The 18,732-nt window shown below is 48.0% G+C and carries 15 protein-coding genes; 10 read left to right on the top strand and 5 right to left on the bottom strand.

Features of this window, described 5'->3' with window-relative positions; genetic code table 11:
• The first annotated feature begins 232 nt into the window (after positions 1-232).
• The 5 genes from cadC (at position 233) to lysS (ending at position 8,968) form a co-directional block, all read left to right on the top strand.
• Positions 233-1,771 (top strand): lysine decarboxylation/transport transcriptional activator CadC, encoded by a 1,539-nt coding sequence (cadC, locus tag ACJHYO_RS04235; RefSeq protein WP_001187191.1) that lies wholly within the window; start codon positions 233-235, stop codon positions 1,769-1,771.
• Positions 1,772-2,136: 365 nt separating this feature from the next.
• Positions 2,137-3,471, top strand: coding sequence for a cadaverine/lysine antiporter (cadB, locus tag ACJHYO_RS04230; protein ID WP_000092909.1), 1,335 nt, complete (start codon positions 2,137-2,139; stop codon positions 3,469-3,471).
• A gap of 79 nt (positions 3,472-3,550) precedes the next feature.
• The gene (gene cadA / locus ACJHYO_RS04225; protein ID WP_001296667.1) at positions 3,551-5,698 is read left to right on the top strand and encodes a lysine decarboxylase CadA; all 2,148 of its coding nucleotides are present in this window, start codon (positions 3,551-3,553) and stop codon (positions 5,696-5,698) included.
• A 58-nt stretch (positions 5,699-5,756) separates the two neighbouring features.
• A complete protein-coding gene (gene dtpC / locus ACJHYO_RS04220) occupies positions 5,757-7,214 on the top strand; it encodes a dipeptide/tripeptide permease DtpC (RefSeq protein WP_000856826.1) in 1,458 nt (485 codons plus the stop codon).
• Positions 7,215-7,450: 236 nt separating this feature from the next.
• Complete coding sequence (gene lysS / locus ACJHYO_RS04215) at positions 7,451-8,968, top strand: lysine--tRNA ligase (RefSeq protein ID WP_000003806.1); 1,518 nt, start codon at positions 7,451-7,453, stop codon at positions 8,966-8,968.
• Between the two features lie 118 nt (positions 8,969-9,086).
• On the opposite strand, the gene ghoT is transcribed toward lysS, so the two are convergent.
• The 4 genes from ghoT to yjdI form a co-directional block, all read right to left on the bottom strand.
• A complete protein-coding gene (gene ghoT, locus ACJHYO_RS04210; RefSeq protein ID WP_001173343.1) occupies positions 9,087-9,260 on the bottom strand; it encodes a type V toxin-antitoxin system toxin GhoT in 174 nt (57 codons plus the stop codon).
• A 27-nt stretch (positions 9,261-9,287) separates the two neighbouring features.
• Positions 9,288-9,584 (bottom strand): type V toxin-antitoxin system endoribonuclease antitoxin GhoS, encoded by a 297-nt coding sequence (gene ghoS / locus ACJHYO_RS04205; RefSeq protein ID WP_001312331.1) that lies wholly within the window; start codon positions 9,582-9,584, stop codon positions 9,288-9,290.
• Between the two features lie 228 nt (positions 9,585-9,812).
• Positions 9,813-10,085, bottom strand: a complete 273-nt coding sequence (locus ACJHYO_RS04200) for a GNAT family N-acetyltransferase (protein ID WP_000405647.1) — start codon at positions 10,083-10,085, stop codon at positions 9,813-9,815.
• Positions 10,086-10,096: 11 nt separating this feature from the next.
• On the bottom strand, positions 10,097-10,327 hold the full coding sequence (yjdI, locus tag ACJHYO_RS04195) for a 4Fe-4S mono-cluster protein YjdI (RefSeq protein WP_000373291.1): 231 nt from the start codon (positions 10,325-10,327) through the stop codon (positions 10,097-10,099).
• Between the two features lie 180 nt (positions 10,328-10,507).
• On the opposite strand from yjdI, the gene ACJHYO_RS04190 reads away from it, so the two are divergent.
• The 5 genes from ACJHYO_RS04190 (at position 10,508) to ACJHYO_RS04170 (ending at position 17,263) form a co-directional block, all read left to right on the top strand.
• On the top strand, positions 10,508-12,139 hold the full coding sequence (locus tag ACJHYO_RS04190; RefSeq protein WP_001216466.1) for a sensor histidine kinase: 1,632 nt from the start codon (positions 10,508-10,510) through the stop codon (positions 12,137-12,139).
• Positions 12,136-12,855 (top strand): two-component system response regulator DcuR, encoded by a 720-nt coding sequence (gene dcuR / locus ACJHYO_RS04185; protein ID WP_000611282.1) that lies wholly within the window; start codon positions 12,136-12,138, stop codon positions 12,853-12,855. Before ACJHYO_RS04190 ends, dcuR begins: the two co-directional genes overlap by 4 nt.
• 570 nt (positions 12,856-13,425) lie before the next feature.
• Entirely contained in the window at positions 13,426-14,766 is a 1,341-nt protein-coding gene (gene dcuB / locus ACJHYO_RS04180; RefSeq protein ID WP_000899522.1) for an anaerobic C4-dicarboxylate transporter DcuB, read from the top strand.
• A gap of 77 nt (positions 14,767-14,843) precedes the next feature.
• Positions 14,844-16,490 (top strand): class I fumarate hydratase, encoded by a 1,647-nt coding sequence (gene fumB / locus ACJHYO_RS04175; protein ID WP_000066699.1) that lies wholly within the window; start codon positions 14,844-14,846, stop codon positions 16,488-16,490.
• A gap of 122 nt (positions 16,491-16,612) precedes the next feature.
• Positions 16,613-17,263 carry a DUF2238 domain-containing protein gene (locus tag ACJHYO_RS04170; protein WP_000198739.1) on the top strand — a complete coding sequence of 217 codons (651 nt, stop codon included), beginning with the start codon at positions 16,613-16,615 and terminating at the stop codon, positions 17,261-17,263.
• On the opposite strand, the gene melA is transcribed toward ACJHYO_RS04170, so the two are convergent.
• Complete coding sequence (gene melA, locus ACJHYO_RS04165) at positions 17,260-18,615, bottom strand: alpha-galactosidase (protein ID WP_085455657.1); 1,356 nt, start codon at positions 18,613-18,615, stop codon at positions 17,260-17,262. The two genes, ACJHYO_RS04170 and melA, sit on opposite strands and share 4 nt — an antisense overlap.
• Positions 18,616-18,732 lie beyond the last annotated feature (117 nt).

Genomic DNA, 18,732 nt, shown 5'->3' with positions numbered 1-18,732 from the left:
TTATTTTCTGAACATTTTTCTTTGGCAAAGATGATGAATTTTGATGGTAAGGAAAATTACTTCTGGTTCTCAGTAAAATCCTTTCGTAATACTATGTAATCAAGAAGTTTATGGCGAGTAAAAATAACGTCTTGCATTCACCAATAATATGTAAATAAACCCATCTATAGATGGAAAAAATAGGTTATGGCAATTATCATTGCATCATTCCCTTTTCGAATGAGTTTCTATTATGCAACAACCTGTAGTTCGCGTTGGCGAATGGCTTGTTACTCCGTCCATAAACCAAATTAGCCGCAATGGGCGTCAACTTACCCTTGAGCCGAGATTAATCGATCTTCTGGTTTTCTTTGCTCAACACAGTGGCGAAGTACTTAGCAGGGATGAACTTATCGATAATGTCTGGAAGAGAAGTATTGTCACCAATCACGTTGTGACGCAGAGTATCTCAGAACTACGTAAGTCATTAAAAGATAATGATGAAGATAGTCCTGTCTATATCGCTACTGTACCAAAGCGCGGCTATAAATTAATGGTGCCGGTTATCTGGTACAGCGAAGAAGAGGGAGAGGAAATAATGCTATCTTCGCCTCCCCCTATACCAGAGGCGGTTCCTGCCACAGATTCTCCCTCCCACAGTCTTAACATTCAAAACACCACAACGCCACCTGAACAATCCCCAGTTAAAAGCAAACGATTCACTACCTTTTGGGTATGGTTTTTTTTCCTGTTGTCGTTAGGTATCTGTGTAGCACTGGTAGCGTTTTCAAGTCTTGAAACACGTCTTCCTATGAGTAAATCGCGCATTTTGCTCAATCCACGCGATATTGACATTAATATGGTTAATAAGAGTTGTAACAGCTGGAGTTCTCCGTATCAGCTCTCTTACGCGATAGGCGTGGGTGATTTGGTGGCGACATCACTTAACACCTTCTCCACCTTTATGGTGCATGACAAAATCAACTACAACATTGATGAACCGAGCAGTTCCGGTAAAACATTATCTATTGCGTTTGTTAATCAGCGCCAATACCGTGCTCAACAATGCTTTATGTCGGTAAAATTGGTAGACAATGCAGATGGTTCAACCATGCTGGATAAACGTTATGTCATCACTAACGGTAATCAGCTGGCGATTCAAAATGATTTACTCCAGAGTTTATCAAAAGCGTTAAACCAACCGTGGCCACAACGAATGCAGGAGATGCTCCAGCAAATTTTGCCGCATCGTGGTGCGTTATTAACTAATTTTTATCAGGCACATGATTATTTACTGCATGGTGATGATAAATCATTGGATCGTGCCAGTGAATTATTAGGTGAGATTGTTCAATCATCCCCAGAATTTACCTACGCGAGAGCAGAAAAAGCATTAGTTGATATCGTGCGCCATTCTCAACATCCTTTAGACGAAAAACAATTAGCAGCACTGAACACAGAAATAGATAACATTGTTACACTGCCGGAATTGAACAACCTGTCCATTATATATCAAATAAAAGCGGTCAGTGCCCTGGTAAAAGGTAAAACAGATGAGTCTTATCAGGCGATAAATACCGGCATTGATCTTGAAATGTCCTGGCTAAATTATGTGTTGCTTGGCAAGGTTTATGAAATGAAGGGGATGAACCGGGAAGCAGCTGATGCATATCTCACCGCCTTTAATTTACGCCCAGGGGCAAACACCCTTTACTGGATTGAAAATGGTATATTCCAGACTTCTGTTCCTTATGTTGTACCTTATCTAGACAAATTTCTCGCTTCAGAATAAGTAACCCCCGGGTTGATTCATGCTCGGGAATATTTGTTGTTGAGTTTTTGTATGTTCCCGTTGGTATAATATGTTGCGGCAATTTATTTGCCGCATAATTTTTATTACATAAACCTAACCAGAGAATGTCACGCAACTCATTGTAAAAATTGAATGTTTATCTTTTCATGATATCAACTTGCGATCCTGATGTGTTAATGAAAAACCTCAAGTTCTCACTTACAGAAACTTTTGTGTTATTTCACCTAATCTTTAGGATTAATCCTTTTTTCGTGAGTAATCTTAGCGCCAGTTTGGTCTGGTCAGGAAATAGTTATACATCATGACCCGGACTCCAAATTCAAAAATGAAATTAGGAGAAGAGCATGAGTTCTGCCAAGAAGATCGGGCTATTTGCCTGTACCGGTGTTGTTGCCGGTAATATGATGGGGAGCGGTATTGCATTATTACCTGCGAACCTAGCAAGTATCGGTGGTATTGCTATCTGGGGTTGGATTATCTCTATTATTGGTGCAATGTCGCTGGCATATGTATATGCCCGACTGGCAACAAAAAACCCGCAACAAGGTGGCCCAATTGCGTATGCCGGAGAAATTTCCCCTGCATTTGGTTTTCAGACAGGTGTTCTTTATTACCATGCTAACTGGATTGGTAACCTGGCAATTGGTATTACCGCTGTATCTTATCTTTCCACCTTCTTCCCAGTATTAAATGATCCTGTTCCGGCGGGTATCGCCTGTATTGCTATCGTCTGGGTATTTACCTTTGTGAATATGCTCGGCGGTACCTGGGTAAGCCGTTTAACCACGATTGGTCTGGTGCTGGTTCTTATTCCTGTGGTGATGACTGCTATTGTTGGCTGGCATTGGTTTGATGCAGCAACTTATGCAGCTAACTGGAATACTGCGGATACCACTGATGGTCATGCGATCATTAAAAGTATTCTGCTCTGCCTGTGGGCCTTCGTGGGTGTTGAATCCGCAGCAGTAAGTACTGGTATGGTTAAAAACCCGAAACGTACCGTTCCGCTGGCAACCATGCTGGGTACTGGTTTAGCAGGTATTGTTTACATCGCTGCGACTCAGGTGCTTTCCGGTATGTATCCGTCTTCTGTAATGGCGGCTTCCGGTGCTCCGTTTGCAATCAGTGCTTCAACTATCCTCGGTAACTGGGCTGCACCACTGGTTTCTGCATTCACCGCCTTTGCGTGCCTGACTTCTCTGGGCTCCTGGATGATGTTGGTAGGCCAGGCAGGTGTACGTGCCGCTAACGACGGTAACTTCCCGAAAGTTTATGGTGAAGTCGACAGCAACGGTATTCCGAAAAAAGGTCTGCTGCTGGCTGCAGTGAAAATGACTGCCCTGATGATCCTCATCACTCTGATGAACTCTGCCGGTGGTAAAGCCTCTGACCTGTTCGGTGAACTGACCGGTATCGCAGTACTGCTGACTATGCTGCCGTACTTCTACTCTTGCGTTGACCTGATTCGTTTTGAAGGCGTTAACATCCGCAACTTTGTCAGCCTGATCTGCTCTGTACTGGGTTGCGTGTTCTGCTTCATCGCGCTGATGGGCGCAAGCTCCTTCGAGCTGGCAGGTACCTTCATCGTCAGCCTGATTATCCTGATGTTCTACGCTCGCAAAATGCACGAGCGCCAGAGCCACTCAATGGATAACCACACAGCGTCTAACGCACATTAATTAAAAGTATTTTCCGAGGCTCCTCCTTTCATTTTGTCCCATGTGTTGGGAGGGGCCTTTTTTACCTGGAGATATGACTATGAACGTTATTGCAATATTGAATCACATGGGGGTTTATTTTAAAGAAGAACCCATCCGTGAACTTCATCGCGCGCTTGAACGTCTGAACTTCCAGATTGTTTACCCGAACGACCGTGACGACTTATTAAAACTGATCGAAAACAATGCGCGTCTGTGCGGCGTTATTTTTGACTGGGATAAATATAATCTCGAGCTGTGCGAAGAAATTAGCAAAATGAACGAGAACCTGCCGTTGTACGCGTTCGCTAATACGTATTCCACTCTCGATGTAAGCCTGAATGACCTGCGTTTACAGATTAGCTTCTTTGAATATGCGCTGGGTGCTGCTGATGATATTGCTAACAAGATCAAGCAGACCACTGACGAATATATCAACACTATTCTGCCTCCGCTGACCAAAGCACTGTTTAAATATGTTCGTGAAGGTAAATATACTTTCTGTACTCCTGGTCACATGGGTGGTACTGCATTCCAGAAAAGCCCGGTAGGTAGCCTGTTCTATGATTTCTTTGGTCCGAACACCATGAAATCTGATATTTCCATTTCAGTATCTGAATTGGGTTCTCTGCTGGATCACAGTGGTCCACACAAAGAAGCAGAACAGTATATCGCTCGCGTCTTTAACGCAGACCGCAGCTACATGGTGACCAACGGTACTTCCACTGCGAACAAAATTGTTGGTATGTACTCTGCTCCGGCAGGCAGCACCATTCTGATTGACCGTAACTGCCACAAATCGCTGACCCACCTGATGATGATGAGCGATGTTACGCCAATCTATTTCCGCCCGACCCGTAACGCTTACGGTATTCTTGGTGGTATCCCACAGAGTGAATTCCAGCACGCTACCATTGCTAAGCGCGTGAAAGAAACACCAAACGCAACCTGGCCGGTACATGCTGTAATTACCAACTCTACCTATGATGGTCTGCTGTACAACACCGACTTCATCAAGAAAACACTGGATGTGAAATCCATCCACTTTGACTCCGCGTGGGTGCCTTACACCAACTTCTCACCGATTTACGAAGGTAAATGCGGTATGAGCGGTGGCCGTGTAGAAGGGAAAGTGATTTACGAAACCCAGTCTACTCACAAACTGCTGGCGGCGTTCTCTCAGGCTTCCATGATCCACGTTAAAGGTGACGTAAACGAAGAAACCTTTAACGAAGCCTACATGATGCACACCACCACCTCTCCGCACTACGGTATCGTGGCGTCCACTGAAACCGCTGCGGCGATGATGAAAGGCAATGCAGGTAAACGTCTGATCAATGGTTCCATTGAACGTGCGATCAAATTCCGTAAAGAGATCAAACGTCTGAGAACGGAATCTGATGGCTGGTTCTTTGATGTATGGCAGCCGGATCATATCGATACGACTGAATGCTGGCCGCTGCGTTCTGACAGCACCTGGCACGGCTTCAAAAACATCGATAACGAGCACATGTATCTTGACCCGATCAAAGTCACCCTGCTGACTCCGGGGATGGAAAAAGACGGCACCATGAGCGACTTTGGTATTCCGGCCAGCATCGTGGCGAAATACCTCGACGAACATGGCATCGTTGTTGAGAAAACCGGTCCGTATAACCTGCTGTTCCTGTTCAGCATCGGTATCGATAAGACCAAAGCACTGAGCCTGCTGCGTGCTCTGACTGACTTCAAACGTGCGTTCGATCTGAACCTGCGTGTGAAAAACATGCTGCCGTCTCTGTATCGTGAAGATCCTGAATTCTATGAAAACATGCGTATTCAGGAACTGGCTCAGAATATCCACAAACTGATTGTTCACCACAATCTGCCGGATCTGATGTATCGCGCATTTGAAGTTCTGCCGACTATGGTAATGACTCCGTATGCTGCGTTCCAGAAAGAGCTGCACGGTATGACCGAAGAAGTTTACCTCGACGAAATGGTAGGTCGTATTAACGCCAATATGATCCTTCCGTATCCGCCGGGAGTTCCTCTGGTAATGCCGGGTGAAATGATCACCGAAGAAAGCCGTCCGGTTCTGGAGTTCCTGCAGATGCTGTGTGAAATCGGCGCTCACTATCCGGGCTTTGAAACCGATATTCACGGTGCATACCGTCAGGCTGATGGCCGCTATACCGTTAAGGTATTGAAAGAAGAAAGCAAAAAATAATTAGCTCGTACAAGGGAAGTGGCTTGCCACTTCCCTTTTTTGCTCATAAGGAGAACACATGAAAACACCCTCACAGCCGCGCGCGATATACTATATCGTGGCGATCCAAATCTGGGAGTACTTCAGTTTTTACGGCATGCGTGCCTTACTCATTCTCTATCTCACCCATCAGCTTGGTTTTGATGATAACCATGCCATCAGCCTGTTCAGCGCATATGCTTCTCTGGTTTACGTTACCCCTATTCTCGGCGGCTGGCTTGCCGACCGCCTGCTCGGCAACCGCACTGCAGTGATTGCCGGCGCGCTGTTAATGACCCTTGGCCATGTGGTGCTGGGCATTGATACAAATTCAACCTTTAGCCTGTATCTGGCGCTGGCAATCATTATTTGTGGCTACGGTTTATTCAAATCAAACATCAGCTGTTTGCTTGGCGAGCTCTACGACGAGAACGATCATCGACGTGATGGCGGTTTTTCGCTGCTGTATGCTGCGGGCAATATCGGTTCTATCGCCGCGCCCATCGCCTGCGGCCTGGCTGCTCAGTGGTATGGATGGCATGTTGGCTTTGCCCTTGCGGGAGGCGGCATGTTTATCGGTTTGTTGATTTTCTTAAGTGGTCATCGTCATTTCCAGTCCACGCGTAGTATGGATAAAAAAGCGCTCACAAGCGTCAAATTTGCCTTACCAGTATGGAGCTGGTTAGTGGTGATGCTCTGTTTAGCCCCAGTATTTTTTACCCTGCTGCTGGAGAACGACTGGTCCGGATATTTGCTGGCGATCGTTTGCCTCATTGCCGCACAAATCATTGCCCGCATGATGATCAAATTCCCCGAACACCGCCGTGCTCTTTGGCAAATTGTATTGTTGATGTTTGTCGGGACGTTGTTCTGGGTACTGGCACAACAGGGCGGCAGTACCATCAGCTTGTTTATCGATCGCTTTGTGAATCGTCAGGCATTCAATATTGAAGTACCTACAGCACTATTCCAGTCGGTGAATGCTATTGCGGTGATGCTCGCTGGGGTTGTTCTGGCCTGGCTGGCGTCGCCAGAAAGCCGCGGCAATTCAGCATTGCGCGTCTGGCTGAAGTTTGCCTTTGGCTTACTGCTGATGGCTTGTGGCTTTATGTTGCTGGCATTTGATGCCCGACATGCAGCGGCTGGCGGTCAAGCGTCAATGGGCGTGATGATATCCGGGCTGGCGCTAATGGGCTTTGCTGAACTCTTTATTGACCCGGTGGCGATTGCGCAAATCACGCGTCTGAAAATGTCTGGCGTATTAACCGGTATTTATATGCTGGCAACAGGCGCGGTCGCCAACTGGCTGGCAGGCGTCGTGGCACAGCAGACGACAGAGTCGCAAATTAGCGGTATGGCAATTGCCGCTTACCAGCGATTCTTTTCTCAGATGGGAGAGTGGACGTTGGCTTGTGTCGCGATCATCGTGGTATTGGCCTTTGCTACCCGTTTTCTGTTTAGCACGCCGACGAATATGATACAGGAGAGCAACGATTAACTGTCGTAAAAACAATTGGTTATGAATAAATTAACTTTCAGTTTATCACACTAGTAAATCGAGATTAATAAGTCATTTAAACCATTTTGATGGTTATTTATTAGTGATATCAACTTGAGGTAAGCGTTAGTTTCGATAAGATAAACTGAGTTATTAATAGTCGAGGCAGATAATACAGTGTACCGATCTGTCTCTTTATCTACGCTAAATTGAAAGCTGGATTTAGAGGAACCAAAATGTCTGAACGAGAAACACGGGGAGCCAATGAGGCTATTGATTTTAACGATGAACTGAGAAATCGCCGCGAAAAACTGGCGGCACTACGTCAGCAAGGTGTGGCGTTTCCCAATGATTTTCGCCGCGACCATACCTCTGACCAGTTGCACGAAGAGTTTGATGCGAAGGATAACCAGGAACTGGAATCCTTAAACATTGAAGTCTCGGTTGCTGGCCGAATGATGACCCGTCGTATTATGGGGAAAGCCTCCTTTGTAACGTTGCAGGATGTCGGTGGCCGTATTCAACTGTACGTTGCAAGAGATAGCCTGCCAGAAGGTGTTTATAACGATCAGTTTAAAAAATGGGATCTGGGTGACATTATCGGTGCCCGCGGTACGCTGTTTAAGACGCAAACGGGTGAGCTTTCCATTCACTGTACTGAGCTGCGCCTGCTGACTAAAGCACTACGTCCTTTACCAGATAAATTCCATGGTCTGCAGGATCAGGAAGTCCGTTATCGTCAACGTTATCTGGACCTCATCGCTAACGATAAATCCCGTCAAACGTTTGTTGTCCGTTCAAAAATTCTGGCCGCTATCCGTCAGTTCATGGTCGCGCGCGGCTTTATGGAAGTAGAAACCCCGATGATGCAGGTAATTCCAGGTGGGGCATCTGCTCGCCCGTTTATTACCCATCATAACGCTCTGGATTTAGATATGTACCTGCGTATCGCGCCGGAGCTGTATCTGAAACGTCTGGTTGTAGGCGGTTTTGAACGGGTATTCGAAATCAACCGTAACTTCCGTAATGAAGGTATTTCTGTTCGCCATAATCCTGAGTTCACAATGATGGAACTCTACATGGCATATGCGGATTACCACGATTTGATTGAACTGACGGAGTCACTGTTCCGCACCCTGGCACAAGAGGTACTGGGTACCACTAAAGTCACTTATGGCGAGCATGTGTTTGATTTCGGCAAACCGTTTGAAAAACTCACCATGCGCGAAGCAATCAAAAAATATCGTCCAGAAACCGATATGGCGGATCTGGATAATTTTGATGCTGCTAAAGCATTAGCTGAATCTATCGGTATTACGGTAGAGAAAAGCTGGGGGCTGGGACGTATTGTTACGGAGATCTTTGATGAAGTGGCAGAAGCACATCTGATTCAGCCAACCTTTATTACGGAATATCCGGCAGAAGTGTCCCCGCTGGCGCGCCGTAATGATGTTAACCCGGAAATCACCGACCGTTTTGAATTCTTCATCGGTGGTCGTGAAATTGGTAATGGTTTTAGCGAATTAAACGACGCAGAAGATCAGGCTGAACGTTTCCAGGAACAGGTTAACGCTAAAGCTGCAGGTGACGACGAAGCCATGTTCTATGACGAAGATTACGTGACTGCGCTGGAATATGGTCTGCCGCCAACCGCTGGTCTGGGTATTGGTATCGACCGAATGATTATGCTGTTTACAAACAGTCATACTATTCGCGACGTTATTCTCTTCCCGGCGATGCGCCCACAGAAATAAATTTCACTTTAATGAACGAAGCAGTCAGGCGACTGCTTCGTTCGTCATTCCGCAAATCCAGTTTTGAGGAGAGACGCTTCGTTTCAAGATAACCAGCGGGTCCACTCAACTACAGCTCCTAAAAGAGAGAAAAAAGTAATGCCACAGGAAGACTCATTGGCCAGGTTATTCCGACCAGAAATGCACTAAGTAAACGAATATGTGTTTTCTCATGTGAGATAAACCAGATAATGACAAAGGATATGTTCACACCAATCACATAAAAAATTAATATTTTAGAGAATAGTGCCATTTTTTATGTTCTTCTTATCCTTCCTGGCTACTTGTAAAACTGACGGAAATAGTCATCAACTGTCATAATGCTGAGGTCAAAATCAATATCCGGTAAGTCTAAGCATTTGAGCCTGATTAAATCTTCGATTTCACTTGCGGCTAACGATGTCGTTATTGCGAAGGAGTTTTCATTCAGTTGTCGTGGTATCCCATATTCATCAGCCACGATAGAGGAGAAATTCATATCATACATCAATGATCTTAACCTTAAGAACACTGAGGAATAAGATGATGGATAATCAAAAGAAACAACATAAGTATTGAACTTGTTTTTACCTTCCATAATATGACTCCTATCAATATTGAACGCTCTGGGGACGCAAAACTTATTAACCCCGAATGATGATTCTCATATAGGAGATATTCTTTTTTTTTTGCTCAGTAAAGGGGATGACTTGGGACAAAAAAACGCTCTCTCTGACCATTCTTTGTGCATCCCCCTACCCTTCAGATGCTCTCCTGCATCACACCGCGGAGAGCATGAAAAATATCGTGACTCTGTACTCTCCCATCAACTGCGAATATCATCATACTCCCGTGTTTTATCAAATTCGTGTTTCGCAAATGGGCATAGTGGGATAATTTTTCGTTTTTCCCGACGCATTTTTTCCACGACTTTCGCAACCAGCTGTTTACCAATCCCTTGCCCTTTCAGGCTTTCATCGACATCGGTATGTTCGATAATCGCTAAATTCTCTCCGGTCGGCACAAAGACAATTTCAGCGATTTGCTTGCCTTGTTCGTCATTAATGTAAAATTTATTGTGGCCTTCGCGTATTTCCATTTTACCCTCGCTTATTTATGACGGTATTTCAGCGCGCCGCTCGGGCACGTATCAATCACTTTAACCACAGTGGCAACGTCGACTTCATCCGGCATGATCCACGGCTTTCGTTTGAGATTAAATAACTTGCCGTTGCCACGTACGCAATTGCCAGAATGCTGACATATCGCAGTATTGAAATAGACATCGATCTTTTCGCCGGTATAACAGCGATAACCCCCGTCCAGTAGCGCCCGATCCATGACCTTCCCTCTCTCATCAGTATGATTATCGCTATAAGCATAGCCCCGGAATCTTCATACAGCACTGGCAGTTTCCGTTGCCAGAATCTCTTCCCCTATATAGCCAATCATTCTTACTCCCTTTGAATTACCCGCCTCATCAGAGATAATGCTTAAGAAATTTGTCACACAAGGAAGCTGATGAGACATTCATTGCCCTACCGTATGTTACGCAAACGTCCGATGAAATTGAGTACCACTGTGATCTTAATGGTCAGCGCGGTACTGTTCTCGGTGCTATTGGTGGTGCATCTGATTTACTTCTCGCAAATCAGTGATATGACGCGAGACGGGCTAGCTAACAAGGCTCTGGCAGTAGCGCGTACCCTCGCCGACTCGCCGGAAATCCGTCAGGGCTTGCAGAAAAAACCGCAGGAGAGTGGAATCCAGGCCATCGCGGAAGCCGTGCGCAAACGCAACGATCTGCTGTTTATTGTCGTTACCGATATGCACAGTCTTCGCTACTCGCATCCTGAAGCCCAGCGTATTGGTCAGCCATTTAAAGGTGATGACATCCTTAAAGCGCTGAATGGCGAAGAAAATGTCGCTATCAATCGCGGTTTTCTGGCGCAGGCTTTACGCGTATTTACCCCCATCTACGATGAAAATCATAAACAAATTGGCGTGGTGGCGATCGGCCTTGAGTTAAGCCGCGTGACCCAACAGATCAATGACAGTCGCTGGAGCATTATCTGGTCGGTACTATTTGGCATGCTGGTCGGACTGATCGGCACATGCATTCTGGTTAACGTACTGAAAAAAATCCTTTTCGGCCTGGAACCCTACGAAATCTCCACACTGTTTGAGCAACGCCAGGCCATGTTGCAGTCCATCAAAGAAGGCGTCGTTGCCGTGGACGATCGCGGCGAGGTCACGCTGATCAACGATGCCGCACAAGAATTGCTGAATTACCGTAAGTCGCAGGACGATGAGAAACTGTCGACGCTAAGCCACTCGTGGTCACAGGTGGTAGATGTCTCGGAAGTGTTACGCGACGGAACCCCACGCCGCGACGAAGAGATTACGATTAAGGACCGACTATTACTGATCAACACCGTTCCGGTGCGCAGTAATGGCGTTATCATCGGTGCCATTTCAACCTTCAGGGACAAAACTGAAGTACGTAAACTGATGCAGCGACTCGACGGTCTGGTCAACTATGCTGACGCACTTCGTGAACGATCCCACGAATTTATGAATAAATTGCATGTGATTCTCGGATTATTGCATCTGAAGAGTTATAAGCAGTTGGAAGATTACATTCTCAAAACAGCCAATAACTATCAGGAAGAGATTGGCTCTCTGCTGGGTAAGATCAAATCTCCGGTTATCGCTGGTTTTTTAATCAGCAAGATTAACCGCGCGACCGATTTAGGCCATACGCTGATTTTAAACAGTGAAAGCCAGCTGCCAGACAGCGGTAGTGAGGATCAGGTCGCGACGCTGATTACCACGTTGGGAAATCTGATAGAAAACGCGCTGGAGGCATTAGGGCCGGAACCCGGTGGCGAAATTAGCGTAACATTGCACTACCGTCACGGCTGGCTGCACTGCGAAGTTAACGATGATGGACCGGGGATCGCACCCGACAAAATCGATCACATTTTTGACAAAGGTGTCTCGACAAAAGGAAGCGAGCGAGGCGTCGGTTTAGCACTTGTCAAACAACAGGTAGAAAATCTCGGCGGCAGCATCGCCGTGGAATCGGAACCCGGGATTTTCACACAATTTTTTGTCCAGATACCCTGGGACGGGGAGAGGTCGAACAGATGATCAATGTATTAATTATCGATGATGACGCAATGGTCGCGGAGCTGAATCGCCGATACGTGGCACAAATCCCGGGCTTTCAATGCTGTGGAACGGCTTCGACGCTGGAGAAAGCCAAAGAGATTATCTTCAATAGCGATTCGCCTATCGACCTGATATTGCTAGATATCTATATGCAAAAAGAGAACGGGCTCGATTTACTGCCTGTCCTGCATAACGCGCGTTGCAAAAGTGATGTGATTGTCATCTCCTCCGCTGCCGATGCAGTAACCATTAAAGATTCGCTGCATTACGGTGTTGTGGATTACCTGATCAAACCCTTCCAGGCTTCCCGCTTTGAAGAGGCGCTCACCGGCTGGCGGCAAAAGAAAATGGCGCTGGAAAAACATCAGTATTATGACCAGGCCGAGCTTGATCAGCTAATCCACGGCAGCAGCTCCAACGAGCAGGATCCTCGTCGCTTGCCAAAAGGCTTAACGCCGCAGACGTTACGCACGCTGTGCCAGTGGATTGACGCGCATCAGGACTATGAGTTTTCAACCGACGAGCTGGCTAACGAGGTTAACATCTCGCGTGTTTCCTGCCGTAAATACCTTATCTGGCTGGTCAACTGCCACATATTGTTCACCAGTATCCATTATGGCGTCACGGGGCGTCCGGTTTACCGTTACCGTATTCAGGCAGAACACTACTCACTACTGAAACAATATTGCCAATAACGGATCGCTGGTTATCTGTAAGTAATAATTATTACCGTAATGCAAAATCCCCCTGGCACAAGTTACATCGTTCATCAGTAAAACTTGTGCCAGATCAAATATAATTATCCCTCCATCATCGCTAAAAATTAATATCTCTTCAGATGAACGGTGTTTTTAATTTCAAAACGCTAACAAAAGTTAATTAACTATTATGTCACCCACATTATGTGTATTTTTACCCACAAATGGGTAGATCAGATTAATCTATAAACCTAATGATACCTGCCCTGAGAACAAAAAACAGACCGATAAATATCAATAAGATAACAGCAAACAAAACATTAACATCTGCGCTGTACAAACTATAAACCCATCGCCAGAGAGTCTTTCTCTCTGAAAAAGCCGCTTATCACAGTGCATAAATTTGCCGCTGCTTTAATCAGCCAATATTCACTGTGAGGTATTTGCTCAAGCCGGTAACGACCAAACGGATATTTAGTCAGGCTCTGAAAACAGTTCATACAAAACAGAACGTGACTGTGATCTATTCAGCAAAAATTTAAATAGGATTATCGCGAGGGTTCACACATGTTATTTACTATCCAACTTATCATAATACTGATATGTCTGTTTTATGGTGCCAGAAAGGGGGGTATCGCGCTGGGTTTATTAGGCGGTATCGGTCTGGTCATTCTGGTCTTCGTCTTCCACCTTCAGCCAGGTAAACCACCGGTTGATGTCATGCTGGTTATCATTGCGGTGGTGGCGGCATCGGCGACCTTGCAAGCTTCGGGCGGTCTTGATGTCATGCTGCAAATTGCCGAGAAGCTGCTGCGTCGCAACCCGAAATATGTCTCAATTGTCGCGCCGTTTGTGACCTGTACGCTGACCATTCTTTGCGGTACGGGTCATGTGGTTTACACCATTCTGCCGATCATCTACGACGTTGCTATTAAGAACAACATCCGTCCGGAACGTCCGATGGCGGCAAGTTCTATCGGTGCACAGATGGGGATTATCGCCAGTCCGGTGTCGGTTGCGGTCGTATCTCTGGTTGCGATGCTGGGTAATGTCACCTTTGATGGTCGCCATCTTGAGTTCCTCGACCTGCTGGCAATCACCATTCCATCGACGTTAATCGGTATCCTGGCGATCGGTATCTTCAGCTGGTTCCGCGGTAAAGATCTGGATAAAGACGAAGAGTTCCAAAAATTCATCTCCGTACCGGAAAACCGTGAGTATGTTTACGGTGATACCGCGACGCTGCTGGATAAAAAACTGCCGAAAAGCAACTGGCTGGCAATGTGGATCTTCCTCGGGGCAATCGCTGTAGTCGCCCTTCTTGGTGCTGATTCGGACCTGCGTCCATCCTTCGGCGGCAAACCGCTGTCGATGGTACTGGTTATTCAGATGTTTATGCTGCTGACCGGGGCGCTGATTATTATCCTGACCAAAACCAATCCCGCGTCTATCTCAAAAAACGAAGTCTTCCGTTCCGGTATGATTGCCATCGTGGCGGTGTACGGTATCGCATGGATGGCTGAAACCATGTTCGGTGCGCATATGTCTGAAATTCAGGGCGTACTGGGTGAAATGGTGAAAGAGTATCCGTGGGCCTATGCCATTGTTCTGCTGCTGGTTTCCAAGTTTGTAAACTCTCAGGCTGCGGCGCTGGCGGCGATTGTTCCGGTCGCGCTGGCGATCGGCGTTGACCCCGCTTACATCGTGGCTTCAGCACCGGCTTGCTACGGTTATTACATCCTGCCGACTTATCCGAGCGATCTGGCAGCGATTCAGTTTGACCGTTCCGGCACCACCCACATCGGTCGCTTCGTCATCAACCACAGCTTTATTCTGCCGGGGTTGATTGGTGTGAGCGTATCGTGCGTCTTCGGCTGGATCTTCGCCGCGATGTACGGGTTCTTATAAATGCACTTTGCGTGCCGCCCGTGACTACGCGGCACGCCATTTTCGAATAACAAATACAGAGTTACAGGCTGGAAGCTATGTCAAACAAACCCTTTATCTACCAGGCACCTTTCCCGATGGGGAAAGACAATACCGAATACTATCTACTCACTTCCGATTACGTTAGCGTTGCCGACTTCGACGGCGAAACCATCCTGAAAGTGGAACCAGAAGCCCTGACCCTGCTGGCGCAGCAAGCCTTTCACGATGCTTCTTTCATGCTCCGCCCGGCACACCAGAAACAGGTTGCGGCTATTCTTCACGATCCAGAAGCCAGCGAAAACGACAAGTACGTGGCGCTGCAATTCTTAAGAAACTCCGAAATCGCCGCTAAAGGCGTGCTGCCGACCTGCCAGGATACCGGCACCGCGATCATCGTCGGTAAAAAAGGTCAGCGCGTGTGGACCGGTGGCGGTGATGAAGAAGCGCTGTCGAAAGGCGTCTATAACACCTATATCGAAGATAACCTGCGCTATTCACAGAACGCGCCGCTGGACATGTATAAAGAGGTCAACACCGGCACGAACCTGCCTGCGCAAATCGACCTGTACGCGGTAGATGGCGATGAGTACAAATTCCTCTGTGTCGCTAAAGGCGGCGGCTCTGCCAACAAAACGTATCTCTACCAGGAAACCAAAGCCCTGCTGACGCCCGGCAAACTGAAAAACTTCCTCGTCGAGAAAATGCGTACCCTCGGTACTGCAGCCTGCCCGCCGTACCATATCGCGTTTGTGATTGGCGGTACGTCTGCGGAAACCAACCTGAAAACCGTCAAGTTAGCAAGCGCTCACTATTACGATGAACTGCCGACGGAAGGGAACGAACATGGTCAGGCGTTCCGCGATATCCAGCTGGAACAGGAACTGCTGGAAGAGGCCCAGAAACTCGGTCTTGGCGCGCAGTTTGGCGGTAAATACTTCGCGCACGACATCCGCGTTATCCGTCTGCCACGTCACGGCGCATCCTGCCCGGTAGGCATGGGAGTCTCCTGCTCCGCTGACCGTAACATTAAAGCGAAAATCAACCGCGAAGGTATCTGGATCGAAAAACTGGAACACAATCCAGGCCAGTACATTCCAGAAGAACTGCGTCAGGCAGGTGAAGGCGAAGCAGTGAAAGTCGACCTTAACCGCCCGATGAAAGAGATCCTTGCCCAGCTTTCGCAATACCCGGTATCCACCCGCTTGTCGCTCACCGGCACCATTATCGTGGGTCGCGATATTGCACACGCCAAGCTGAAAGAGCTGATTGACGCCGGTAAAGAACTGCCGCAGTACATCAAAGATCACCCGATCTACTACGCGGGTCCGGCGAAAACGCCTGCCGGTTATCCATCAGGTTCACTTGGCCCAACCACCGCAGGTCGTATGGACTCCTACGTGGATCTGCTGCAATCCCACGGCGGCAGCATGATCATGCTGGCGAAAGGTAATCGCAGTCAGCAGGTTACCGACGCGTGCCATAAACACGGCGGCTTCTACCTCGGTAGTATCGGCGGTCCGGCGGCGGTACTGGCGCAGCAGAGCATCAAGCATCTGGAATGCGTCGCTTATCCGGAGCTGGGTATGGAAGCTATCTGGAAAATCGAAGTAGAAGATTTCCCGGCGTTTATCCTGGTCGATGACAAAGGTAACGACTTCTTCCAGCAGATCGTCAACAAACAGTGCGCGAACTGCACTAAGTAACCTCTTCGGCCCAGCGCCTGGCAGCATGCTGCCAGGTGATCCCCCTGGGCCACCTCTTTTGTGATTGTAATTTCACGCTTACTGGTCAATAGTCAGTATTTTCCCTGACTTGCGAACTCACCATGACCCGCACACTCAAGCCGTTAATTCTTAACACCGGCGCACTGGCGCTAACGTTAATCCTGATTTATACCGGCATTTCGGCCCATGACAAACTCACCTGGCTGATGGAAGTGACACCGGTGATTATTGTCGTGCCGCTACTGCTTGCCACCGCTAAACGTTATCCGTTAACGCCGCTGCTCTATACGCTCATTTTCTTTCACGCCATCATCCTGATGGTCGGCGGGCAATACACCTACGCGAAAGTCCCCGTTGGTTTTGAGGTGCAGGAATGGCTGGGGTTGAGCCGTAATCCGTATGACAAACTGGGGCATTTTTTCCAGGGGCTGGTGCCTGCACTGGTGGCACGAGAGATCCTCGTGCGCGGGATGTACGTTCGCGGGCGTAAAATGGTGGCGTTTCTGGTCTGTTGTGTCGCGCTGGCGATAAGCGCGATGTATGAGTTAATCGAGTGGTGGGCAGCGCTGGCAATGGGCCAGGGCGCAGATGATTTTCTCGGTACTCAAGGCGACCCGTGGGATACGCAATCCGATATGTTCTGCGCACTACTGGGCGCATTAACGACGGTGATATTCCTCGCCCGCTTTCATTGCCGCCAGCTACGGCGCTTTGGCTTAATCACCAGAGCGCCGGAAGCGATTACCCCTTAACGGTGCAACCAGCCTGGCAGCCAGTCGCCGTGGGCGGCAATCAGGTCGTCAACAAGAGCATATATTTCGTCAATGCCCAGCACGGCGGCAGTATGCGGGTCCATCATCGCGGCGTGGTAAACACGGTCGCGATTTTCCGTAAGAATAGCTTCTGTCAGCAGCGTCTGTACGTTGATGTTGGTTTGCATCAGGGCGGCCAGATGCGAAGGTAGCGTACCGGCTTTGGTCGGCTGAATGCCATTAGCATCAACCAGACAGGCCACTTCCACGCAACATCCTTGTGGCAGGTTATCAATCAAGCCATCGTTACGGACATTGCCATAAATCACACTCGGCTCGCCAGTCCAGATAGCGTTCATGATTGTGCTGGCATATTCCCGTGACGGTTTAATATCAATCCGGGAGGCGTTTTTATACTCCTCCAGCTCTTTATGCCAGTTCGCCAGCTGCTCGACGCAGCGTTTCGGGTACTCATCCAGCGGTACTTTATAACGCTCAATCAAATCCTCACGACCTAGCTTAATAAACCACGGTGTGTACTCAGCAAAATGTTCTGACGATTCTGTGACGAAGTAGCCCAGCTTTTTGAACATTTCGTAACGCACAATATTCTGGCAGCGAGTATTACCATGAATATTTGGCTTCGGTGCCTGCCCTGCTTCATAAGCCGCCAGCAGTTCCGGGTAGAGATTCACGTAACTGCCGTCGGCGGTTTTGCGCTCCAGTTCCAGGTAAAACGCCATATGGTTGATACCTGCGCAACGGTAACGCAGCGTAGCCGGGTCGATATTGAGGTCACGCGCCAGCTCTTCCGCCGTTCCCTGCACCGAATGGCACAGCCCTACCTGCTTGATATGCGGATAGCGGGCATACATCGCCCAGGTATTCATCGCCATTGGATTAACGTAGTTGAGCATGGTGGCATCGGGGCAGACTTCCGTCATGTCCTCGCAAATTTGCCACAGGTGCGGAATGGTACGTAGCGCGCGCATAATACCGCCCGGCCCCAGCGTATCGGCAATGGTTTGTTCCAGACCATGCCGCTTACAGACCTCGAAATCAGTCACCGTGCAAGGTTCATAACCGCCAATCTGAAATGCCACCACCACAAAATCAGCATCCTGTAAGGCTTCTTTCTGTTGGGTGTGGCAGGTGATTTTGCCGCTGGCCCCTGCTGAATCCATCAGCTTACGCACCACAATGTGCGACTCTTCCAGGCGGGTGGGATCGATATCCATCAGGGCAATATGCGCCGTTTTCAGCGCCTCACGATGGAACACATCACCAAGAATATTTTTAACGAAAATCGTCGAACCAGCGCCGATAAATGTAATTTTAGGTGCAGACATCATGCAGATCTCCTGGCTTGCTTGAATGACTTCATCATGGCAGGCGATATCGCAGAAAACCTCCGGTTTCCCGGTTGAGCATTCCCAAAAACTCAGATCCTAAGTGGCACATCAATAGAT

Source organism: Escherichia sp. WS1118 (genome assembly GCF_046487695.1).
Classification (GTDB): Bacteria; Pseudomonadota; Gammaproteobacteria; order Enterobacterales; family Enterobacteriaceae; genus Escherichia; species Escherichia coli.
The sequence above is the reverse complement of the archived record's forward strand: the minus strand, read 5'-3'. Positions and strand labels throughout refer to the sequence as shown.